Origin of the sequence: Paraflavitalea devenefica (assembly GCF_011759375.1) — a bacterium.
Classification (GTDB): domain Bacteria; phylum Bacteroidota; class Bacteroidia; order Chitinophagales; family Chitinophagaceae; genus Paraflavitalea; species Paraflavitalea devenefica.
The window spans coordinates 1,391,270-1,415,328 of the sequence record NZ_JAARML010000002.1 but is presented as its reverse complement, the minus strand read 5'-3'; the positions used below and the strand labels follow the sequence as shown (position 1 = coordinate 1,415,328).

The window sequence follows — 24,059 nt, the reverse complement described above, 5'->3', positions numbered from 1 at the left end:
TTTTTATTGAAGTAAAATCCTTTAGTGTGAATCCCTCGTTACCGTGGAGCCCGAATTGCCCTGTAAAAAATCCAGATCGGCGCCTTTATCGGCTCCCAATACGTGCTTAATGTAAAGACTCACATAGCCACGGCTGGCGGCAGGTTTGGGTGGCATCCAGGCAGCCCTTCGCTTTGCCAGTTCCTCCTCGCTCACATCCAGGTGCAACCGGCGCTGCTCTACATCCAGCTCAATCATATCCCCGTTTTGTACCAGGGCCAGGTTACCACCGATGGCGCTTTCCGGCGATACATGCAGCACCACGGTGCCATAAGCAGTGCCGCTCATCCTGCCGTCGGAAATGCGCACCATATCAGTGATGCCTTTTTGCAATAGCTTTTTAGGCAGCGCCATATTGCCCACTTCCGGCATGCCGGGATAGCCAACGGGGCCTACGTATTTTAATACCATCACACAGGTTTCATCAATATCCAGTTCCGGCGTATCAATCCTGGCATGGTAATCTTCGATGCTTTCAAACACCACCGCCCTGCCCCGGTGCTTCATCAGGGAAGGCGAGGCGGCCGATGGCTTCATCACGGCGCCGTTTAAAGCCAGGTTGCCCTTTACCACCACACAGCCGGCTTCTGCCATGAGGGGTTTCGTTAAGGGAGCAATGACATTTTCATTGTGGCAGTCAATATTGCCTTTGATATTTTCATGGTGGTTCTTCCCGGTAACAGTGACCACATTTTTATGCAAATGGTCCTTCAGCTCATTCAATATCACCGGCAGTCCGCCTGCATAGAAAAAGTCTTCCATTAAATATTTCCCGGAAGGCATGAGGTTTAACAACAACGGGATCTTGCTGCCGATGGTATCAAATTCTTCAAGCGCCAATGGCACCCCTATTCTTCCTGCAATGGCTGTTAAATGAATAATGAAGTTGCTGGACCCGCCTACTGCGGCGTTTACTTTGATGGCATTCTCAAAAGCCTCCCGGGTAAGTATCTTATCAATGGTCAGGTTTTCCCGCACCATATTCACGATCCTCCTGCCACTCAGTTGCGCCAGTTGCTTTTTCCGGCTATCGGCAGCAGGTATGGCAGCGGCACCGCTTAAAGTGAGCCCCAGCGATTCTACCATACAAGCCATCGTGCTGGCCGTACCCATTGTCATGCAATGGCCAATACTCCGGCTCATGCAGCTTTCGGCAAACTCGCAATCTTCATGCGTCATCTTCCCCGTCTTCATATCTTCATCAAACTTCCATACATGGGTACCCGATCCGATGTCCTGGCCCTTGTACTTTCCATTCAACATCGGGCCGCCGGGCACCACGATGGTGGGCAGCCCCACGCTCGCTGCACCCATCACCGTGGAAGGCGTTGTTTTATCGCAGCCGGTCAATAATACGACTCCATCTACCGGGTTGCCGCGGATGCTTTCTTCTGTATCCATACTGGCCAGGTTGCGAAACAACATGGCAGTAGGCTTCAGCAAAGTTTCCCCCAGACTCATGACCGGGAACTCGACCGGGAAACCGCCCGCTTCCAGCACCCCCCGCTTTACCATCTCCGCATGTTCCCGGAAATGCGCATTGCAGGGGGTCAGTTCGCTGAACGTGTTGCAAATACCGATCACCGGTCTGCCGTCGAATAGATCGTTCGGCATACCCTGGTTCTTCATCCAGCTCCTGTAAATGATACCGTCCTTGTCTTTTCTGCCAAACCAATCGTGGCTTCTTAATTTTTGCTGGTTGTTCATTTTCTATGCATTTATGATCTGTCCACCGGTCCTCTACCGATGATATATATCCTATGATCCTACTCTTCCGACCTCAGACCTCAGACTTCCGACTTCACTGCTTATCCCACCATATCCTGGTGCTTAATTTGTCGGGTCCTTGCTTGTCAATCGCGTCATTCACATGCTCCGTATTCACAGAGATCTCCGAAGTAGGATAAGTCAGCCTCCTGATAAAAGTACCATTGGGTACATCGGGATTATTGGGCTGTCCATAAGGATTGGGTGTAAGGGCCGGAAAACCGCTTCGTCTAAAATTAGCGAAAGCCTCCGGACCATTCAAAAAAGAAGCGATCCAGTACTGGGTATTGATCTGCTGCAGTTCATTGCCTGCCGTCAGCGGGTTGTTAGTTACATAAATATCGCGGGCGCCGCCGGCAACCGCACTATTGGGATCATACACCACCATCTGGTCCATATGGGCTTCGATCCCGTCTTCAAAATATTGCGCAGCGGTATTGCCGGTGGTGATCCATCCCCTGAACCGGGCCTCGGCCAGCAACAGGTTGGTTTGTGCGGCAGTGACCAGGAATACCGGCGAAGTGGTCTTCACCATCCTGCGGCGGTCTACCTGGCTGTAATCGTAAAAGCTGGCCAAACCGTCGGCAGTGGCAGCGGCTACAACCGTGCCATTGTCTTTGCCGATGGGCATACCTATTTGTTTGGCGGGGTCAGTGGAACCTACAGCCACCGTTTGCCCCGCGCCATTGGGAGCACCTACATAACGGATGGCAATAGCTTGCAGGCGCGGATCATTGGTACTCTTGAGCTGATCCACAAACGGCTTGGTGAGGTAGAAATTCGCGGCCTCACTGCCATTGAGCGTACCGCCAATGGGCTGTTGAAAGTTAGCGTCATGCCGTATATAGGCATTATCAGCATTGGCCGTGATGACACCTCCTGCAAAAGCAGCCTGCACCGTGCTTTGCGCTTTGGCCGCATCTATTTTAGACAGCCGCATACCGGCGCGCAGCAATAGCGAATAAGCAAACTTTTTCCATTTATCTATACTGCCTGCATACAATACATCCAGGATTTCAATAGTGCCTGCGGAATTCAGGGCCGCTGCCGCCTCCGTTAACTCCTGTATAAGCTTCGGATAAATATCCTGCTGGCGTTCGTATTGGGGAAACATTACTTTGGTCATCCATCCCGCGCCGGCTTCGGTATACGGTATGTCGCCATACTCATCCGTGAGTATCATGAACACATACGCCTGGTAAATGCGTATCATATTGTACATATTGCTCCTCGTCGCATCGTCCTTGGCACGCGTCAGGGCATCATAGGTATTCTTGATCACGCTTTGATAGTAGGCCGTCCACAGGGGAGCCGTGGTTACATCACGGCTGTCCTGGTTGAAATTGGCGCCTGCCAGCACGCCACCGTTGGGAGTGACCATCTGCTGCACAATGCCTGCATCGAATACCAGTGTTTTTACGGGAAACGAAGTATTGATAATGGCCTGGTTCAGCAACAGGACCGGGTCGAGTCCTTTGGGACTGGTTTTATTTACATTCAGGTCCGACAATCCTTTATCACAGCCAACAGTGGCGAGCAGGAATAAGACCGGTAAACTATATTTCAATATCTTTTGCATAACAGAAGGTATTAGAATTTAATATTCAGGTTCAATCCAAGGCTGCGGGTGGTAGGCAGACCGGGCGATTCAAGCCCTACCTGGTTATCCGAACCGAAGCCGAATGTTTCAGGGTCAATATTGTCAACCCATTTTTTGAGGATCAGTACATTATTAGCTACGAAGTCGAGCTTCAATCCTTTAATGGGCCATTTGACAGGAATATGTTTGGTAAAATCATACCCCAGCGATAGCTGGCGCAACTTCCAGTAACCACCGTCATAAATAACCGATTCCACGATCTGCTGCGTACGCAGGTGTTCCCAATAAGTTTGTACCGCCATCACTGCATTATTGGGATTACCGTTGGCATCCACACCCACTCCTTTCACGCCACCGACGCGGCCTTCCAGCGTCATCTTGTGCAGGCCATGCCGCACCGCATTAAAGTTGGTGCCGGAAAGTACTTTGTTGCCCAGTTTATAATCAATAAACACCGATAGGTTAATACCCTTGTAGTTGAACGTATTCAGGAAACCACCTACCCATTTGGGCAGGGCGCTGCCAAACAATACAAAGCCGGCCGTGCGCTGTGGCAAGCCGTTCGACTGGAATATCCTTTGTCCTTTTGCGTCCCTCGCATACCCAAAGCCGGCAATCTGCCCGATCTCCTCTCCTACTACATGCCTCGTTTCTCCATTAAACACGTGCGTACCGGTGGTAATGCGCTCACCCGGCGTGCTGGTGATGATGCTGAGTACTTTGGTGATGTTGTAAGAGGTATTAGCCGTAAATTCCCAGGTGAAGAACCTGTTCTTGACTGGCACCAGGTTCAGCATAGTTTCAAACCCAAGGTTACGGCTTTTACCACTGTTAATAGGGGTATTGAGGTAACCCGAAGCATCGGATATCTGCACCAGCACGATCTGGTCGCTCGTGATCTTGCGATACGCGGCCAGGTCAAGATTTACACGGTTGTTGAACATCCGTAATTCCAACCCGATCTCTGTTTCCGCCACACGGCTGGGTTTCAGGTTCGGATTGGGCAAGGTGGTGCCGCTGGCATTGTTGCTGATATTGCTGGTGCCCACTGGTACCGGTATGCTGTTGGGATTGTTGATGAAGTTGGCATTGACAGTATAGAACAGTTGATCGGCATAAGGTGCCACATCACCATCGCTGCCCACTTCGGCATAACCCACCCGCAGCTTACCAAAGTTCAGCCAGGAAATATTGGGCAGGTGTTCGGAAAATACATAGCTGCCCGACACGGAAGGATACAAAATACTCCGCTTGTCTGGTGAGAGCGTGGAGAACCAATCATTACGCGCCGTTCCGGTGAGGTAGAAAGTCTGCTTCCAGTTCAGTTCAACAGAACCATACAAAGAATTCACGCCCTGCTCTATCAGGGTATACACCGGGTCTTTGCCCCGTCCGTTCTGCACGGTATACAAACCCTTGACGATAAAATCTGTTACCACTACATTATTAATATCAGAACGCTTGCGCATGCGGTTGCCTCCGGCATTGACGGTTACGCCCAGGTCGCCAAACTCCTTATTGGCATTCACCAGGAAGTCGAGGTTCGTTTCCCGGAAGCGGCGTGATTCCTGCGTGAATACACCATTCACAAAACCGGGAGGCGCGGTGGACCTGGAAGCCTGGCCGGTGGGGAAATTATTCACGTCTTCATCGCGCGACCAGTAATCCTGCCCAAAGCGGCCCTGCACGCTTAACCAGGGCAAGAGATTATACTTCAATGCCACGTTGCCGAATATACGGTCGCGTTTAATATTATGAAACTGCTCAGCCATCACCCAATAAGGATTCGTACGGTTGGTAAACCGCGTCCAGGGATACTCATTGCCTGCTGCATTATATTTATTGGCATTGAGTACGCTCAATGGCATGGAGCTGGCCAGGGCCATTAAAGTAGTAGGAATGGAATTGTCCTGGTTGGCAATATTGGGCGGGTTCTTGTTGTGCTCTCTCGAATAATTGATATTGCCCGATAACATGAACTGCTCCGTAAGATTGTAGCTGAAGCCAAGGTTCATGCTTTTACGGTTGAACGAATTGTTGGGCATGATGCCTTTATTGTCGGTATTGTTCAGCGACAGCCGCAGCCCTCCTTTATCATTGCTCGCTTCAAGGGCTACCGTATTGGAGAAATTCTGACCATTACGGTAAAATTCTTTAATGCGGCTCCCCTGTGGCTGATAGGGAACAGTCAGGTTATTAAAGAGTATATGCGTCATGCCCGGTGCAAATTTTTCACCGAACGACCATTGTCCCGTAGTAGGATTGGCTGTAGTAGGACGAACGCCGCCCTCACCCTGACCGTATTCGTTCTGGTAATCGGTAAAATCCAGGGGCGTCTCGTTGGTATAATTCCCATTATACGTAACACCGATGCCTTTTGTTTTTCCTCTCGTTTTGGTGGTGATCATGATCACCCCGTCTTTGGCGCGTGAGCCATAGAGGGCCGATGCCGGCGCTCCTTTCAATATCGTCATACTTTCAATATCATCGGGGTTGATGCTCGACAAACCGTCGCCGCCGTCGGCAAATACACCGCCGCCTTTCACGGAAATCGTATTGTCGTTGAAGTTGGTATTATCAACCGGTACGCCATTAATAACGATGAGCGGGTTGTTTTGCCCGGAAAGAGACGACTGGCCGCGGATGCGGATCTTGGAAGTACCGCCGGGGCCGGTGCCCAGTGAGGAGATATTTACCCCTGCCACCTTGCCCTGCAGGGAATTCATGATATTGCTGGAACGGTTCACGGTCAGCTCTTCGGGCTTCACGCTGGTGGCGGAATAACCCAATGCACGGGCCTGCTTCTTAATACCAAGCGCCGTTACCACCACTTCGCCCAGGTCTTGGTTACTGGCCACCAGCGTTACATTCACTACACTGCGGCCTCCTATGGCCACTTCCATCGTTTTAAATCCTATTGAACTAAAAACGAGGGTGGCATTGTTACCGGCAGTGGCCGGCACGGGAATGCTGAATTTGCCATCAGCATCGGTAACAGTTCCTTGTGAACTTCCTTTCACTACGACGGATGCATTAAAAAGTTTCGTACCTTTTTCATCCGATACAGTACCTGTAATTGTTTGAGCGCGGGCAGCGGATATCAACAAAAGAAAAACGCAAAGCAGCCATAGTCCCGTAAAACGGGATGGCTTGCCGCTGGTGTACTTTTTCATACCGGCAAGTTGTTTTGGTGAGATAATCGTTAAGGTGCCAAATTATCCGGTATTCCATTCAAAAACTTCCAAAATAAAACTGTGTTGAATTTTGTACATCCGGCACCGATAAATTTCCTTTCTTTATATGGAGGTGATCAAAGGGTGGGTCACCTTCCAAAGGTGGCTCACCCTGACAAACGTTAACGGTTGCCTCAGTCATTTAGATAAAGCCATATGAATCAATTTGTGCTACAACACGGCAAATCAGCAGAATTGCGGTTATTCCCGCATATGCTGGAAGTGGGCATAAAAAAGAATGGCTCTATCCAGCTCAATACCTTTCTCACTACGGCCACAGAAGGCATCAGGATCTATTATATTATAGAAGGCAAATTTGAATGGCGCATCAATCACCAGCCTTATGTCTTTTACCCGGGCGATGTAGCCGTGATAATGCCCGGCGCCCCGTTTGGCAGCGATAACGGCGTACTGGAGATCGGCGCCTTTACCTGGATCCACCTCGGCATTCACAAAGGAGAGAATGGACATATCCTTCCCGGCAAATGGAGCGGCTTGTCGGAAAGTGAAGGCGCCGCCATCGGTAAAATATTATCATTGAATAGTTCACCGGTACTATCCAGGTTCAACGAAGCCGGTAAAATACTCAAATGTATACATGCCGAACTGTTTGGTCATGAAATAGGTTACCAGGCGCGCATCAACCACCAGGTAGATGACCTGCTGATACAGGTAACCCGCCACATGACCCGGCAAAGCCATCCCGGCCGCGACTTCCCCAAAACTTTCATGCGCCTGGAACAGGTGTTGCGCGAAAACCTCTCGCACCAATGGACGGTAGAAGAAATGGCAGCCCTCGTAGGGCTGGGCACTACCCTGTTCACAGAAAGGGTAAAAAGCTATTCAGGCTTTTCGCCCATCAACTACCTCATCAATATCCGTATTTCGGAAGCCATTAAACTATTGAAGCGGCCTGATATCAGTGTGACCGACATCGCACTGGATACCGGGTTCTATTCATCACAACATTTTTCCACCACCTTTAAAAAACTGACCGGTTACCGGCCCAGTGAATTCAGAAAAAACCATTTGAGCAACCAATAATCCCCACAAATATGAAATGCATCATTACGATAGAGTTAGGGACCAACGGGATCAGGGTATTTGCTTTTGACCTCAATGGCCGTGTCATCGGTTCGATGAAGGGTTACTATCCTACATTTCATACAGAGCCCGACCACAGTGAGCAGGACCCCGAGCAGATATTTATTACCACCCTGTATGTACTGAAGAACCTGCTGAATGAATACATACACCCGAAGAAATATAAAGTAGCCTGCATTTGTTTCAGCGCCGCTATGCACAGTCTGCTGGCAGTAGATAAAAATGGTAACCCGCTTGGCAATGCCATTACCTGGAGCGACAACCGCGCCAAGAAAGAAGCACTAGAGCTACGCAACTCGGCGGCTGGCAAAAAACTCTATGCAGCTACCGGAACGCCCATCCATCCCATGTCGCCCCTGCTGAAGATAGCGTGGATCAGGAGCCGTGATGCAGCGCGTTTCCGGCAAACCAGTAAGTTCCTCTCCATTAAAAGTTACATCATTCACCAGTTGACCGGTGAATACCTGATAGACTACAGCATTGCTTCGGCCACCGGTCTGCTGAATATTCATACTGTTTCCTGGGAAGCCGATGCCCTGCAGTATGCCGGCATTACAGCCGCCAAACTGCCCGACCTGGCACCTGTATTTGCCACTGCCGGCAAACTGAAGAAAGCCTACCAGCAATCACTGGGCCTGCTGGCCGAAACGAAGATCATTGTTGGCTCCAGCGATGGTTGCCTGGCAACCCTGGGCGATGGGGTGAAAGGCGAAGGCAATGCCACCATTACCATTGAAGACAGCGGCGCCGTACGCGTAATGGGCCCCACGGTACTGAAAGACGATCAAATGCGTTTCTTCAACTACCTGCTGACCGATAATTGTTATGTAAGTGGCGGACCTACCAATAATGGCGGCAACATCTTTGAATGGTTTACCCGGCAGTTTGGCGACTTTACCAACCCTTTCGATATAGAGCACAGCATGCAACAACTGATCGAAGAGGCATCCCAGGTGCCGGTGGGTTCAGATGGCCTGCTCTTCCTGCCCTACCTGCTGGGCGAACGCGCCCCCATCTGGAATGCCAATGCCCGGGGTGCTTATTTCGGGCTGAACATTAAACACGAACGTAAACATTTTGTGCGGGCCACCATTGAAGGCATCCTGTATGAAATATACAGCATCGGTAAAAGTCTCGGCGAACAACGCACGATCAAAAGCCTTTCCGTGAATGGCAGCTTCGGCACCATTCCTTTCTGTACCCAGATGATCGCGAACATGTTTAACAAGCCCGTACGCCTGCGGCAGCAATCGCACAGCGTGAGTTTTGGCGCCTGGTTGTTAAGCGCTACGGAGATGGGCATCTACAAATCGCTGGATGAAGCAGCCAAAACCGTTGAATTGCCCGATGTATACAAACCGCATAAACAGCACCATGCCGTCTATGCAGATTACTTCGGCATCTTTGAAAAACTGAGCACCAAACTGTTTGATGAATTTGAAGCCATCGGCAACCTGCAACAAAAACATGCAGTTCCGGAGGAATTGGAGAAGAAAAAGCAAAGTGTTTTCCGGTAAGGGCCAGGAAGCCAGAAGCCGGATGCAGGAAAAAATCAGACTTCAGACTTCAGACCTCAGACTTCAGACCTCAAAAAAATCCATATGAAAAAGAATTTTCTAACGATGACAGGCTTGCTCCTGTGTTCGCTATTACACGCACAACAGGTAACACTTACCCCGCAACAGATCAAAGCCTTAACGCCCGAATGGAAAGGAGAACGCTCTGCCGACGGACGCCCACACGTACCCGACAAATTATTGCAACGCCTCAAAGCGGTGCGCCTCGAAGAGGCCTGGGGCATTTTGCGCAACAAAGGATACATGAACCAGTTTGAAGGCGACTGGATGGTATTGCATCCTGATTCGGCCATGACCGGCCGTGCAGTAACGGCGCAATACCTGCCCCTGCGGCCCGATGCCGACAAGCTGGTAAAAGATAAAGGTAAAGCCGAAGGCCGCATCGGCGCGCCCAACTCCTGGCCCATTGATGTATTGAAAAATGGCGACATCTACATTGCCGACAGCTATGGCAAGGTGGTGGATGGCACCCTGATTGGCGATAACCTCGGCAATGCCATCTATGCCAAATCTGCCCGCGGCGTTATTTTCTTTGGCTCCGTACGCGATATAGAAGGACTGGCAGAGATCAAAGGGTTCAATGCCTGGATCAAAGGCTATGATCCCTCTTACATACAACAGATGATGCTCGGCGGCATCAATGTGCCCATTCGCATTGGTCGCGCCACCGTATTGCCCGGCGATGCGGTGCTGGCGAAGAAAGGTGGTGTGGTATTCGTCCCTGCCCACCTGCTGGAGGAAGTGGTGTTGAATGCCGAATTCATTGCCCTGCGCGATGCCTTTGGCCACCAGCGCCTGCGCGAAGGCAAGTACACACCCGGACAAATTGATACGCAATGGACCGACGAGATCAAAAAAGATTTCCTGCAATGGCTGAACGACAATCCTGATAAGCTGCCGATGAGCAGGAAGGAATTGGATGAGTTTATGAAACAACGAACGTGGTAAGACGAAGGCAGAAGTCGGAGGTCTGAAGTCTGAGGTCAGATAGAACGTAAATGCTCAAGTTTCGCAATTCTCGGACCTCAGACTTCGGACTTCGGACTTCAGACTTCAGACTTCAGACTTCAGACTTCAGACTTCAGACTTCAGACTTCAGACCTCAGACTTCAGACCTCAGACCTCAGACTTCCGACATCACTTAACCAATCATAACAATTAAATTATCCTATATGACACCATCACAAAAATTCCTCACCAAACTGGGTTTGAAAGACCCGTCCCCCGCTCCAGATAGTCATCTCTCTACTAATGATTCACCACCCAACAGTCGCCGTTCTTTTATAAAACGATCCGCCTTGGGTGGCATTACATTGGGTGGCGCCTGTATGTTGTCGCCCATCGAAGACATCGTGGCGCAAAGCACGCAAAAGGTAAGCCGGAACTCCGCTCCTTCCGATCTGAAGATAACCGACATGCGTTACTGCGTCACCACCGTGCTGGGAAGAACAGCCATCATACGCATTGACACCAACCAGGGTATTTATGGATTGGGCGAGGTAAGGGACGGGGCCGACGTACGTTATGCCTTACTGCTCAAAAGCCGGCTGCTGGGTGAAAATCCCTGCAACGTGGAAATGCTGTTCAAGAAAATAAGACAGTTTGGCGGACAGGCCAGACAAGCCGGTGGCGTGTGCGCCGTGGAAATGGCTTTGTGGGACATCTGTGGCAAGGCCTACAATGTACCCGCCTGGCAATTACTGGGTGGCCGCTACCGTGATAAGGTAAGATTGTATGCAGATACGCCGGAAGCAGGCTCGCCCGAAGCGCAAAAGAAACTCATTAATTACCGGATGAAAGACCAGGGCTACACCTGGTTGAAAATGGATGTATCCATCAATGAATTGAAGAACAAGCCGGGTACATTGGTCAATGCCGATATGTGGCGCAATGCCCAGGGCAACCTGGCGCAATGGGGCGACATGAACAATCCGATGTCCTACGCCAATACCCTGCATCCGTTCACACAGATACAGATCACGGACAAAGGACTGGCAGAGTTGGCCAACGTTGTAGAAAATGTACGCAGCATGGTGGGCTATGAAACGCCCATTTCCACCGACCACTATGGCCATTTTGATTTGAACAATGGCATACGTCTCGGGAGAGCACTGGAAAAATACCGGCTGGCCTGGCTGGAAGATGTAGTGTCCTGGGAGTTGACCGATCAATGGAAAACATTGAGCGATGCATTGGAAACCCCCTGCCTTACCGGTGAAGACATATTCCTGCTGAAAGGATTCAAAGCTTTAATTGACAAAAGGGCCGTTGATATTGTGCACCCCGACCTTGCTTCTTCCGGCGGGTTGCTGGAGACCAAACGGATCGGTGATTATGCAGAAGAAAATGGCATAGCGATGGCCATGCACCAGGCCGGCACCCCGGTCTCCTTCATGGCCAGTGTGCATTGTGCCGCCGCCACACAAAACTTCCTATCACTGGAGCATCACTCCGTTGACCTGCCCTGGTGGGAAGACCTCGTGAAAACAACCGATGGAAGAAAACTGATCACCAAAGGCTTTGGCAACCTTCCGTTAACGGCTCCCGGGCTGGGCATTGAATTAAATGAGGAGGTAGTGAAGCAGCACCTGCACGCCTCCGACAAAACCTATTTTGAGCCCACGCCCCAATGGAATGATGTACGCTCGCATGACCGCACCTGGAGTTGATGCAAAGGGTGGGTCGCCTTCCAAAGGCGGCTCACCCTGGTCTAAGGAGAAATATCTTACAACAACCAAACGCATTGCCACATGAAACGTTCTACGGTCTACTACCTCACATCGGCTGTTCTTTTAATCGTGTACTGCATACTGGCCCTGCAGCAACAACATCAATGGGGTGGCTGGCTATTGCTCTTGTTCTTTGTAAGTCTGGCGCTGGCCTTCCGGCAACACCCTTTGCTAAAAGGGCTTACCTATACGCTCATGATCATGGCGGTTGTGAGCCTCGCCATGTATCATCCCCAGCATTTCAAAACCATCGGCAGCTTTAAACTATCGGGCCTCATCATTCCTTTGTTGCAGATCATCATGTTTGGCATGGGTACGGAATTAAGCCTGAAAGATTTTGCCAATGTGCTGCGCATGCCCAAAGGCATCATTGTAGGCGTTGTATGCCATTACGTGATCATGCCACTGGTAGGGTTTGCCGTGGCCAAGCTATTCAACTTTCCCAATGAAATTGCTGCCGGCATCATCCTGGTAGGCTGCTGCCCCAGCGGACTCGCCTCCAACGTAATGTGTTACCTGGCCAAGGGCAACCTGGCCTTATCCGTATCGGTCACCACTATTTCCACCATGGTAGCGCCTTTCTTAACGCCGCTGCTCATGCGACTGCTGGGCGGCAGCTTTGTAGACATTAATTTCTGGGGTATGGTGTGGGATATTACCAAGATCGTGATCATTCCGGTAGCGGCTGGTCTGGCGTTTCATTATCTCCTGCACGGAAAATCCAAATGGCTCGATAAAGCCATGCCTTTATTGTCTATGGGGGGTATTGCCATTATCCTCACCATCATCACCGCCGCCGGCAGGGACAACCTGTTGCAGGTAGGCGCTTTATTGCTCATTGCTGTGCTGCTACACAATGTACTGGGCTATTTCATGGGTTATTGGTCGGCCAGGCTGCTGCATTTTCACGAAAGGGATTGCCGCACCATTGCCCTGGAGGTAGGGATGCAGAATGCGGGCCTGGCATCCGGACTCGCGCTGGCCATGGGCAAGCTGGCTACTGCCGGACTCGCGCCTGCCATCTTTGGACCTGTGATGAACATCACCGGTTCTTCGCTGGCCAGTTGGTGGCACAACCATCCGCCCGGAGAAGACAAAAAGGTTGTTCCTGAAGCCGTCATTGTAAAAAATTAACTCACTTCAAATGCTTGCTTATGCATCTTTTAAAAAGCGGGATCACCTTACTCCTCATAACGATCCTTTGTGAATACACCACTGCACAGGAAGTGCAGATCAGCAAAGAAGAACTGGTAGCCTTAACGCCCGAATGGAAAGGGGAACGGTTTCCCGATGGAAGGCCCAAAGTGCCGGATAAGATCCTCGAACGCATGAAACAGGTCAGTGTGGAAGAAGCCTGGGCCGTCATGAAAAATGCCAGTTATGGCTACCAGGTAGCCGAGCATTGGCAGGTCATCAATCCCGATAGCGTGCTGGTGGGAAGAGCCGTTACGGCTATGTTCATGCCCGCAAGGCCCGATGTGTGGAAAGCCATTGATACCCTAGGTAAGAAAAAAGGGAAACGCGGACAGAACACCTGGCCGGTGGATATATTGGTGAAAGGAGATGTATACGTGGCCGATCAGTTTGGCGCACACCGGAACGGACCTACCATTGGCGATAATGTGGGCAACGCCATCTATGCCCGCACCGGCAATGGCATTGTGTACGATGGCGCGCTCCGGGATGTAGAAGGACTCAAAGAAATAGGCGGCTTCACCTCCTATTATACCAGCTATGATCCTTCCTATCATAATCCGCCGGGCGATCTGAACACCATGATCGTTGGCATTAACAAGCCCACGCGCATTCGCACCGTGACCGTAATGCCGGGTGATGTGGTATTGGGCAAATTGGGCGTAGTGGTATTTGTGCCGCCGCACCTCGCGGAGAAAGTGTGTACCACTTCAGAAATTGTTCGCCTGCGCGACATGTTTGGTCACCAGCGGCTGCGGGAAGGCAAATACACCGCCGGCCAGATCGATGCCCGGTGGACGGACGAGATTGAAAAGGACTTTTCCAAATGGGTCAATGACCACATCAATGAACTGCCAGTGCCGAAAGAGACCATTCAGCAGTTCCTGAAAGACCGTACCTGGTAAAGGCTGCTCTTCGGAGCTTGTAGCTCCGAAGCTCTATTTTGTTGCCTCCGGCAACCCAATACTAAAAAACAACATGCAATGACAAACTCACGCAGATCATTCATAACCAAGGCCGCTATCGCAGCCGCCATGACACCATTGGCCTCCTTATCTTCCTTCGGCAAGGAATATGAACAGGCAATAGACCGCACGCCCAAGAGTTCTCCCCCCTCCGACCTCAAGATCACCGACGTGAAATGCGGTTACATCAGGGGCAGCCTCTTCGTAAAAATATACAGCAACCAGGATATCTGGGGATGTGGTGAAGGCGTGGATGCCATTCCCGGCACTTATCATCTCGTGAAGAATTTCGGCGAGCGCATCAAAGGAAAAAATCCGCTGAATGTGCACCGGCTCTTTGAAGACATCCGCAAGTCGGGTTTCTTCCAGGGAGCGCAGTCGGGCATGTATGTAGCAGTATTGTCGGCCATCGAATCGGCCTTGTGGGACCTCGCGGGTAAAGCCCTGAAACTGCCGGTGTACCAGTTGCTGGGCGGCAAATTCCGCGACAAGGTGCGTGTGTATTGCGATACCGCATTGTACCAGCGCAACCTGCCCAAACCTGCTGACTTTGCCGAAGCCGCTAAAAACGCCAGGAAGATGGGCTTCAATGCCATCAAGTTCGACCTGGACCAGGCCAACGATCCCAACAAATACGATTGGTACAACTGGACTGCCAGTCCGGCCGAGCTGCAACGCATGTACGATCAACTGGCTGCCGCCCGGGAGGCAGTAGGTCCCAACATCGACATCTGTGCCGACATGCACGGCCGTTATGATGCAGTAACTGCACAGGCCATTGCCAAACGGGTGGAGCCATTAAACCTGATGTGGCTGGAAGAGCCGGTACCGGCGGAGAATGTAGAAGCCTATAAACTGATCACCGAATCCACCAGCACGCCCATCTGTGCCGGCGAGAACCATTACCTGGCGTATGGTTTCCGAAGGATGCTGGAGATCGGCGCAGTAGACATCGTCATGCCCGACCTGCAAAAGTGTGGCGGCCTGGGCGAAGGGCAGCGCATTGCCAACCTCGCCAATTTATACTATGTACCTTTTGCGCCCCACATGGTGGCTTCGTTCCTGGGTGCCATGGCCTGCGCGCATGTGTGCGCCTCAGTTCCCAACTTCATGATCATGGAATGGCAGTCTTACTTTCATACCCAGCCTATGTTCAAGGAGATTGTGACTTTTGAAGGTGAATGGGTAAAGGACAGTTTTATCACGGTATCGGATAAACCGGGTATCGGCGTAGAGATCAATGAAGCGGGGATGAAGAAGTATGCGATACCGGGCGTGCCGTTTTTTGAGTAGGATAAAGCTGGGAATTAGGAAAAGGGCAAAGACAGAAAATTTTCGATAAAGATAAAAAATGTCTTTTTCGGTCCTGAACGGGAGAAAGCAGATTTCTCATAAACTTGTACCCATAGCATATTTCATCCAATTAATAATAGCCATTACCCAAACAACAAATCACAGGAAATTTTGAGTATTGCAAGCAAAGAGCTTATTGTTACCAAAGTAGTAAATTATACCAATGAAATTAAACCAATACAAGCTGAAACCATTTTTAGGTATACGTTTCAGCATAATTTGATTCAATATGATCCGGTCATCTAACTTAATCAGCAATACCGTATATGCCTTTTATATAACCTGAATCAATCGTTCAACTTGAGTTAAAATATGCTTTCCCAAGAACCTTTAAACCGTGATAGCGCGCCTTCACAATTTCCAAAATACACAATCTCATACATCAACTGCTTCAAAAATGCGTCATGAATAACAATTATAAGTTTTTGTTCTTCATGATAAGCCTCGCGTAAATGTTCTAATATTGCTTTGGTAGGAGCATTTCTGGTAAGTATTATTCCGAACCGGCCAATGTTAGTTTTTGATAGGTAACGATATATTTGTCCAATATCTTGGGAACGTATCTTTTTTACATTTTTAAACTCAAAAACAATTTGTTTCGATCCAAATTCAGATCGAATCGAATTCCAAAATCCAGAATCATAGATATTATTAAGTAGCAACGCATCCTTTCTTTGAGTTCCACTTAGATTTCTATGTTGAATATTAATCTCGGAAAAAGGAGGAACAAATAAAAAGTTCAGAATTTCAAAGCAAATTTCTTCATAAGCTTTCCACCCTTTTATTCCTACAGGACATAGCATCAATTTCTCCAATAGTGGCTTTAAAATTTCAATCCTTCGATAGATTGTTATAGATTCTGGAAGTAAACTATCTGACAACTCTCTTGAAATGTCAGACACTTCTTGTAATTGATCATTCTGCTTTAAGTTCTTAATCAATGATATAAGTTTCAAAAAAATTAACTGTAAGTTTTCTCCAAAGTAGTTTTTTATTGGAATGATTTGATTCAGCAATAAAACTGACAACTCATTTAAAAACCACAACATAAGCTTTTTATCCAGAATGCGACCTTTTGATTTAGTCTTAAAGTCAATTGACGATAAATCATAAATGATATTAGTAATTTCAACAACAATAAAGACCAATGAGTATGATTGACCATACTTATCAAAAACAGCTTGATGTAAATAGTTTTTGTCCCCAAAATGATCAAAGATAGATTTCACAGGATTTTTTTCTTCAGGATCGGGTAACACATATTCTCCAGGCAAATCCAGTCCTAACGAGTCTGAAACAACAAGCATTCCCGCCATTAAGTGAATGACATTTTTATCTATCCCTTTAAATTTTCCTGGTAATTGATTTAGCCCCAATCCTAACCTTAATGACGCGGTTTTTAATGCGGCTAATATTCGTAACCTTTGACATATTCTGTCATCCAAGTTTAAATCTTTCCGAATAATCATCGTAATTAGGCATTTTGATATATACAACACTTACCTTCTACGAATTATAGATAGTGCCATGTCACGGAAATCATTTGACATACAAATTGTCAGTCGAAATTTTTTAGATAACTCAGTAGAATTAATATTATAACTTGTAAACATATTTGCAGCTCGCTTGAAATTTTAAAATGCAAGAACTTTTAACTTATTCTTGGTTTCCCAATTTTTGATCTTATTATACAATGTTGTTTGAATAAAATAAGAAGAATCATAGCCAAGAATCAAATTTTGCTCTACAGCCTTCGGGCTTATTTCAGAGCTGTCACCTTGACCAATCTTTTTCTTTAGGCTTAGTTGGAAAACAAATGTAAAATCATGACCATTGCATAAATGCATTAAATCGTAGTACTTACTTTCAATTTCAACCAGTTTAGTTTTTATAACATCTTTAGAAACTATTTTACTCGATTTAGCAACAGAAAAATTGAATACGGAAGAAACCATTTTATCATGTCCTAAATATGTAAACGTTTTGGTATCTATGAAATCTGAGTATGGCAAAGCATTCCCTTCAGGTTTTTGAGGTTTAAATACCAACCCTAAATCATGTAGTTGGTTAGCTAATTTTAGGTTACCTAAAGGAGTAATCAGTTCAAGAAGTTTGTTTTTTAAATGCAATGAAGATTTTGAGAATAAAGACGACATTTTTTCGGGACTACAATGTGTGGCAACAATTGTATCGAAGCAAGGGGAATCTAATATAGACATTTCTATATCATGATAGTCGCATTCAATTAAATAGTCATTTTCAAAAGTTTGCTTTAGCAGGAATCCAAAATCTCGATCTATTATTCCCAACCCTCTCTCAAATTTCCTTTGACTTAGAATCTTAACAACTTCGATAACAAACAATTTGCCGAATGCAATTTGAATTTGACAACTTTTATGAGAGATAAATTTATGAAAAAAAAGAAAATCCCTTCTTCCTTCTACAATCAATGAGGCTCCATTAAAGGAACTATCCATTACAATAGCATTGGCAATCCTATCAGGGCTTAGATATTCAATCATGCTTGTTCGTTTATATTCCTTCTAATTGTACCGTTAAATCCCAGTTATTCCCTATAATATCAGGTGAATGGGTAGCAATTAGAATTTCCATTTCATTAATTTTAATTACTTCTTTTAAATCATCAATGAAATGTTTTTGCCAAGAAATATGCAACGATATTTCAGGCTCATCAATTAGTAAAAGGGAGCCCTTCGGCGTATTAAAAAGTAGGATATAGAATAGCACGAGTTCGTGCTGCTCTCCTGATGAAAGGCCCGAAAGAGGAATATCTTTTTTTGTTATGTTTGATTTAAATATAAATCCAAGTTGCTTATCAATGTAAAATGTTTTATAGAGAAATCTTCTATTTATGATATCTAAGAAAAGCTTTATTCTCTTACTTAAATAGTCATACACAGAAAGTTTTTCATTACTATCAGTAATATATAATTCCAATACACTTTTAATAATCTCGTTTTGTTGTATACCAATATAAGGTTGTATATATTCTTCCTCGGCATCAATAAGCCCAACACCATTTAGTAATTTTCTTTTATCTTCCAAAACCAATAAACTATCCGCTATCTGACTTTCATTTATATTATCCTTATTGCTCAATTTTTCCAGTAATCTTTTCGGATATGTTCTGTCCAATTTCGATGCTCTGTCCGAAGCTTCTGCTCTTGTAGTTTTAATTGTGTCAATTATTGCTTGGCTAAACTCAATAACGGCAGACTTATACTTGCTGTCCTCGGATTTAATTCTATTCAATAGTCGTTGAGTTTCGATAAATCTAATTTTTTGACTTTGAGTAATCTCACTAAGCCATTTGGGAAATTCAAAAATATCAATCAGACTTTTTGGTAGATGCTTATTAAATTTTTCAATAAGCTGGGGCAAAGTATATTCTCTACGGGTCTTTAAGTCAAGCCAAACTCCAGGACCAACCAACCTTAACTCGGGCAAAGCAGACTGTACAATATACTCTATCTCCCGATAGTTTATTCTTTCATCAAACAACTCATCAATTTCAAAAATATAAGGTTGAGAATGAGAATACTTTATATTTCGGTATCTTTTTTGAGAATGAGTATCTTTGGTAATAAAGGGATCTTCAGTTCTTTTTCCATTAGTGTACCTTTCAATCCTCAGTTGTATTTCACTATTTTTAATAAGTCTTGTAATCTTAATTTCAATGTTGTTTCCAAAGAACAAACAGAAATGGTCAAATTGAATCGATTTGAGTTCTATGAAATTTTGATCAAAGAAATGCTGAACCATTCGTAGGATTACTGTTTTCCCCAACCCATTTTGTCCATGTAGAAGTGTAATCTTTTCTTTAGAGTTAAGGTTGATTGTGTAGGAAAAGCTTTCAAAAAGTTTATCAACACTTAGTTTTGTAAGTTCCATTAAATATTATTTAGTAACCAATTAACTAATTGATTTACGAGTTTCATCAAAGACTATATAGTGACTTATTTATTGGTTCGGCACTAAAAATTTCCCAATTAATCATTTTCACCTCTCGTTTTTTTCTTATTATTAATCTTTTTTTGGGGCGATGTATTTGCATTGCTTGGAGCAAATGGTTTATTATTCTAAACTACATAATTGCAAAAGATATCATGCATTTCAATTCCTATAGCCTGGCTAGTTGGCAATAGCAATAAATTGAATATTTGTTTTACCATTCTCAATCTTACTGATATCATCATTATTAATACCTGTAGGCACTTCAATATCCAATTGCGTTTCTCCCAGACTGGCGCGGGTATGCAGGGTTGGCTATGTGAATTTGCGTACCCGTACCTCAAGAACTTCTTCCTTCACATTACAGTGTCTGGTTTCAGTTTTTACAGGCACAATAATCCATGCCGGCCAAGAACGTAAAGGCTTATAGCCAATCACTGAATCGAGCACGTCTACTGTGCCGGTGAAAATCGTTATAACCTATTGGTCTCCATAAAAGTTGAATTAAGTTTATCTTATTGTAGATAAATCATTCATAATTGCTGTAAAGAAATAGGTGTCCACCTCGTAGCCTGGAATAATATAGTCTACCTAATTCTAAAGTTAATCGCTTGTCTCAGTCCTTAATCGCTTTGTCATATTTCTGCCGTAATTGCTTTTCCCTTTGAAACATTTTTGAAATAGAAGTAAAGAACAACAATCCCAACGCAAAAAGGTACAAATAAAACATTAATTTAGTACTTTTCTTCAAAATTATCTGACTTTGAAGATCCGCCGTAACATATACCTAATATTGGGTATTCTATTTGTCTTGGTCGACTGTTTGTCCACTTTGCTCCAGTTCGAAGAAATAACAGCAAATCTGGCCAGTGGTGTATATGGTATAGGTTATTTAATGGGGTCTCAACTCCTTTTGTATATAGGTCTTGCATTTTTATACGGTAGTCACCGGGTGCAGCAAAAGATCAACTGGAAGAAGCACCGAGCGTTGGAAGATGCATTCATGGATGGTGGCGAGGGATGAATATGTGACTGTATGGGATGGGCTATAACAATCCCAAGGATCTTGAAGTGATACTTACAATCTTGTATTCGATTCTGACACCACGTGGTTCATCTGCAACCTTGTTTTCCACCATTTTCCAAGGCTCTACATAGTAGAATTCGACGAACTTATCTTTCCACACTTCGCCGGACGGTTTTAGATAGGACACCTTGACCGTCACTTTGTCAATGATGTAAATGGTTTTGTTTTGCACTTTAATACTTAGGCCATAAATGCCGCCCAGATTGCTGTACTGATAACTATTTCTTTCTGCCAGGACAAAGCTTGTAATGTGATTTCGGATGTTAGTGATTTGGTCCTGCTCACGGCGTTTTTGTTCCTTGAGTTCAGAATCCTGCCTGTGTGCCTGCCAGCCGAAATAGGCAATAATAATGGCAGCAAGAAGAACCACAACCTTCACTTTTGTGTTAAATGGCTTCATAGTTATAGGGTTTAAAGGTGGTCTTTAATCTTCTAACGTACAAGCAACACTAAATAATGTCTTATTACTTTTTAATTGATTTATGTTAAGGCATTGGATACACGAAACGTACTGCATTGAATAAAACCAATTGGACGGCAAGAGATAAAAAAGGAGCTTTGATCTAAAAGGCATTCAGGCAAACCACAGTGGAAATCAATAAGATGAACTCAAATTGAAGACAGATCTTGGAGTTGGCCAATTGTGCAAGCGACACTTGCACGTTCGAAAAGCCCGAATATACTTGGATATACTTCTGCAAATGCATGCACCTCCTTATGCCTAGTCCCATTGACAGCATTCGGAAAAATAGCCACCAAACGTAGTTGGTAACCCCATCCACAGTATCAAAATGCACAAGACAGAGAATTAGGATAAGTGAGATCTTTTTTCGAGTCCAGGCGAGATAACCGTTCCGCTTACATCTTTTTTAAAAACAGCCATTTAATTTAAAGGTCGACTATAGTACAACCTTTTGCAACCGCTCCAAAGCCAGTTGCCGTTCCCTTACCTTGCCTACCCGTAAAATGTCCACGCTTGCCAGCAGTTCGTAAAGAAGTTCATCCTGCAGGCATGCTTTAGGCACGCCTTTATGAAGTGGCTGAATAGCCAGTCCCCGCATAGTTCCGTCTTCATACGACCATACGTAATTAAACTCAATGGCAAAATGTTGTTTATAGAAAGGGTGGCTGTGGGCTGTAGGTATGCCCGTAACCATACTGCCTGGCACTTGCGGGAAAACATAGCGAATGCCATGTTCCAGGAATTCCATCAGCGATTGACGGTGAACATTCCGCCGGCTTTCATCTATTAGTCTGGCCTGGTGACTACGTACCAGGGATTCTGACACTTCGGAAGTGGCAATAGAAAGCGAAGCCGACAGGTCGCGATACTTCCAGTCAGGCTCCTGGACAGTCAGCAGTTTCAACAGGATGACAATATCCTGGGGGCGCATCGAACTTAATGACTTCATGTAGCCAATTTAGTTCTTTGTTCGCGAATCGCGAACAAGAACAAGAAATACTCATGTTGCCCCCGCTTCTGCACATACCACAAAACCATAGACAATTGCTACGCAGTGCGTAGCAACTCCGGCCCCCTCACCCCACCCACAACGCCTTTATCCCCTGAATTCCAAAATGAAGATTATGACGAAATAACGTGTAAAGAACATGCAATCGTTTATCACTTTGATTTTTAACAACTTACAGCGTTTCGAATCCTTATTAATTTAAACAATAACGCCAACCATAAAAATAAACAATTTTGTTTACAAACTATTGTATCCATAATAATGGCTAAATTTTATTGTAACTTTATATCATGACAATGCAAGATATTAACCTGCTGAAAGGCATCCATCCGGGTATCATCTTGGAACGTGAACTCAAAAAGAGGAACATTCGCAAGGGACTTTTTGCTATGTCGATTAATGAATACCCTACCATCATTGGCGATATTACTAAAGGTAGGCGCAAGATGAATACAGACCTTGCGCTCCGCATTGAGCACGCGCTGGGCATCGAGGAAGGTTTTTTTATGATCCTGCAGATTCATTATGATATCAAAGAGATCAAACAAAAACAGGGCAAAGAACACCACCCAGATCTTAACATGTTCCGCAAAAGCCTTTTCTGGGATACAGATATAAACTCGATTGATTGGCTCAACCAGAAAGAAGCCGTTATTCAACGTGTATTCGAACGGGGAAACGACCAGGAGAAAGCCGAGATCATGCATTTCTATGGAGAATATACTGTAAATGCTGCGCTGTCTGCTAATCAGCATAATAAATACGCACAGGGATCATGAGATGGGAAACGGTATCACCACTCCTTGCAGACAGTTTAAGAAAACTACCTATCACTTCATTGACATCAACGGGGTCAACATCTTTTACCGCGAAGCGGGACCTAAAAATGCCCCCCGGCGCTCATCACACCTGGTCCTTAACCAACAACGCTTCCAGTTGACGAATCTCCTCCCTGAAAATCGTCTTCTTCCGTTTGCAGAAATACAACATGCTTTCTACCGGCGAACTTCCCTCCCAGGCAAGCCTGATCGTTTGATGGTCGATCGCCCTCCTGCAAAGGAAATCCGGCATGACGGCCAGGCCCTTACCATTGCTCAGGCAGCGAAGGATAGAAGAGAAGTGAGGGACCACATAATTGGGATGCAGGTCCGGTAGGCAATCGAAGTTGGCCAACCAGAAATTTTTGAGGTGTTCCATATCTGCACCCATAGTATACCATACCTGCTGCTTCAACCATTGCCGGATGGCGGGTCTGTCATTGGTCATAACCAGTTGGTCCAACGGTCCGGAATCCGTATGACTGCCACAGACCAAAACCATCCGTTCGCGCATAAACGGTGTATATTCCAGGTTAGCTTGCAAACCCTTTTGGGGCGTCACGATCAGGTCCAGTTTACCCGTATCCAGGTCGTGCAATAGCGTGAGGTACCGGTCAAATCGTACGATCAGGTTGAAAGGCAAGGTGGCCAGGTGCTCTTCCAGGGTATACTCAAACGTTTCAACCCCCATGCCCACACTGATCGTTGGCTTATTCACTTTGGAATTCCGGAAAAATGATTGTTCAGCTTCCTCCAACTTATTCAGGGAATCCAGGATGCAATTATAAAGTATAATGCCTCGCTCGGTGGGTGTCATCTTCCGTGTTTCACGCATGAACAAAGGGTACCCTGTATACGTTTCCAGGGAGTTTAAATGAAGGCTTGCACCTGGCTGCGAAATAAAGAGCGTTTGTGCGGCGGCGGTCAGGTTGCCGGTCTCGTAAATTGCTTTAAAAGTGCGAAGCCATTCCAGGTTCAACATATAAGGTTTATTTTAGGATCCATACAAATAGCCCGGCAGGAAGGACTAATGCTGTTGCAGGCAGGGCCAGCTATTGGCGTGCCAGTTAATAATAAACGGGGAACTAAAATAAACGGGTGCTGCAATTCATTGATGAACAATGATCTTTAGGAATGCTGTCATGGAGG

Annotated in this window: 17 protein-coding genes; 8 read left to right on the top strand and 9 right to left on the bottom strand. The window is 46.2% G+C overall.

Features of this window, described 5'->3' with window-relative positions; all coding sequences use genetic code 11:
• Nucleotides 1–21: 21 nt before the first annotated feature.
• From HB364_RS15170 to HB364_RS15160, 3 genes are all read right to left on the bottom strand, one after another.
• A complete protein-coding gene (locus HB364_RS15170; RefSeq protein ID WP_167289056.1) occupies nucleotides 22–1,746 on the bottom strand; it encodes an IlvD/Edd family dehydratase in 1,725 nt (574 codons plus the stop codon).
• 94 nt (nucleotides 1,747–1,840) lie between these two features.
• A complete protein-coding gene (locus tag HB364_RS15165; protein ID WP_167289055.1) occupies nucleotides 1,841–3,385 on the bottom strand; it encodes a SusD/RagB family nutrient-binding outer membrane lipoprotein in 1,545 nt (514 codons plus the stop codon).
• A gap of 11 nt (nucleotides 3,386–3,396) precedes the next feature.
• Nucleotides 3,397–6,579 (bottom strand): SusC/RagA family TonB-linked outer membrane protein, encoded by a 3,183-nt coding sequence (locus HB364_RS15160; protein ID WP_167289053.1) that lies wholly within the window; start codon nucleotides 6,577–6,579, stop codon nucleotides 3,397–3,399.
• A 216-nt stretch (nucleotides 6,580–6,795) separates the two neighbouring features.
• On the opposite strand from HB364_RS15160, the gene HB364_RS15155 reads away from it, so the two are divergent.
• The 7 genes from HB364_RS15155 (at nucleotide 6,796) to HB364_RS15125 (ending at nucleotide 15,501) form a co-directional block, all read left to right on the top strand.
• The gene (locus tag HB364_RS15155; protein WP_167289051.1) at nucleotides 6,796–7,683 is read left to right on the top strand and encodes a helix-turn-helix transcriptional regulator; all 888 of its coding nucleotides are present in this window, start codon (nucleotides 6,796–6,798) and stop codon (nucleotides 7,681–7,683) included.
• Between the two features lie 11 nt (nucleotides 7,684–7,694).
• Nucleotides 7,695–9,260: a gluconokinase gene (locus HB364_RS15150; RefSeq protein WP_167289049.1), complete on the top strand. Its 1,566-nt coding sequence runs from the start codon at nucleotides 7,695–7,697 to the stop codon at nucleotides 9,258–9,260.
• An 84-nt stretch (nucleotides 9,261–9,344) separates the two neighbouring features.
• The gene (locus HB364_RS15145; protein ID WP_167289047.1) at nucleotides 9,345–10,268 is read left to right on the top strand and encodes an RraA family protein; all 924 of its coding nucleotides are present in this window, start codon (nucleotides 9,345–9,347) and stop codon (nucleotides 10,266–10,268) included.
• Nucleotides 10,269–10,492: 224 nt separating this feature from the next.
• Entirely contained in the window at nucleotides 10,493–11,989 is a 1,497-nt protein-coding gene (locus HB364_RS15140; RefSeq protein ID WP_167289045.1) for a mandelate racemase/muconate lactonizing enzyme family protein, read from the top strand.
• Nucleotides 11,990–12,070: 81 nt separating this feature from the next.
• Nucleotides 12,071–13,183, top strand: coding sequence for a bile acid:sodium symporter family protein (locus HB364_RS15135; protein ID WP_167289043.1), 1,113 nt, complete (start codon nucleotides 12,071–12,073; stop codon nucleotides 13,181–13,183).
• A 20-nt stretch (nucleotides 13,184–13,203) separates the two neighbouring features.
• A complete protein-coding gene (locus HB364_RS15130; protein ID WP_167289041.1) occupies nucleotides 13,204–14,148 on the top strand; it encodes an RraA family protein in 945 nt (314 codons plus the stop codon).
• A gap of 78 nt (nucleotides 14,149–14,226) precedes the next feature.
• Nucleotides 14,227–15,501: a mandelate racemase/muconate lactonizing enzyme family protein gene (locus HB364_RS15125; RefSeq protein WP_167289039.1), complete on the top strand. Its 1,275-nt coding sequence runs from the start codon at nucleotides 14,227–14,229 to the stop codon at nucleotides 15,499–15,501.
• A 365-nt stretch (nucleotides 15,502–15,866) separates the two neighbouring features.
• Here the strand turns inward: HB364_RS15125 and HB364_RS15120 are convergent, their stop codons facing one another.
• The 5 genes from HB364_RS15120 to HB364_RS15100 all read right to left on the bottom strand — a co-directional run bounded on the left by HB364_RS15120 (nucleotide 15,867) and on the right by HB364_RS15100 (nucleotide 22,032).
• Nucleotides 15,867–17,030: a hypothetical protein gene (locus tag HB364_RS15120; protein WP_167289037.1), complete on the bottom strand. Its 1,164-nt coding sequence runs from the start codon at nucleotides 17,028–17,030 to the stop codon at nucleotides 15,867–15,869.
• A gap of 165 nt (nucleotides 17,031–17,195) precedes the next feature.
• The gene (locus HB364_RS15115) at nucleotides 17,196–18,083 is read right to left on the bottom strand and encodes a DUF4435 domain-containing protein (RefSeq protein ID WP_167289035.1); all 888 of its coding nucleotides are present in this window, start codon (nucleotides 18,081–18,083) and stop codon (nucleotides 17,196–17,198) included.
• A 10-nt stretch (nucleotides 18,084–18,093) separates the two neighbouring features.
• The gene (locus HB364_RS15110; protein WP_167289033.1) at nucleotides 18,094–19,473 is read right to left on the bottom strand and encodes an AAA family ATPase; all 1,380 of its coding nucleotides are present in this window, start codon (nucleotides 19,471–19,473) and stop codon (nucleotides 18,094–18,096) included.
• A 1,106-nt stretch (nucleotides 19,474–20,579) separates the two neighbouring features.
• The gene (locus HB364_RS15105) at nucleotides 20,580–21,020 is read right to left on the bottom strand and encodes a hypothetical protein (RefSeq protein ID WP_167289032.1); all 441 of its coding nucleotides are present in this window, start codon (nucleotides 21,018–21,020) and stop codon (nucleotides 20,580–20,582) included.
• A 499-nt stretch (nucleotides 21,021–21,519) separates the two neighbouring features.
• Entirely contained in the window at nucleotides 21,520–22,032 is a 513-nt protein-coding gene (locus HB364_RS15100; protein ID WP_208419964.1) for a hypothetical protein, read from the bottom strand.
• Between the two features lie 350 nt (nucleotides 22,033–22,382).
• Here HB364_RS15100 and HB364_RS15095 point away from each other — a divergent pair, with 350 nt between their 5' ends.
• A complete protein-coding gene (locus HB364_RS15095) occupies nucleotides 22,383–22,871 on the top strand; it encodes a helix-turn-helix transcriptional regulator (protein WP_208419963.1) in 489 nt (162 codons plus the stop codon).
• Nucleotides 22,872–22,995: 124 nt separating this feature from the next.
• Here the strand turns inward: HB364_RS15095 and HB364_RS15090 are convergent, their stop codons facing one another.
• Nucleotides 22,996–23,892 (bottom strand): LysR family transcriptional regulator, encoded by an 897-nt coding sequence (locus tag HB364_RS15090; RefSeq protein WP_167289030.1) that lies wholly within the window; start codon nucleotides 23,890–23,892, stop codon nucleotides 22,996–22,998.
• Nucleotides 23,893–24,059: the final 167 nt, after the last annotated feature.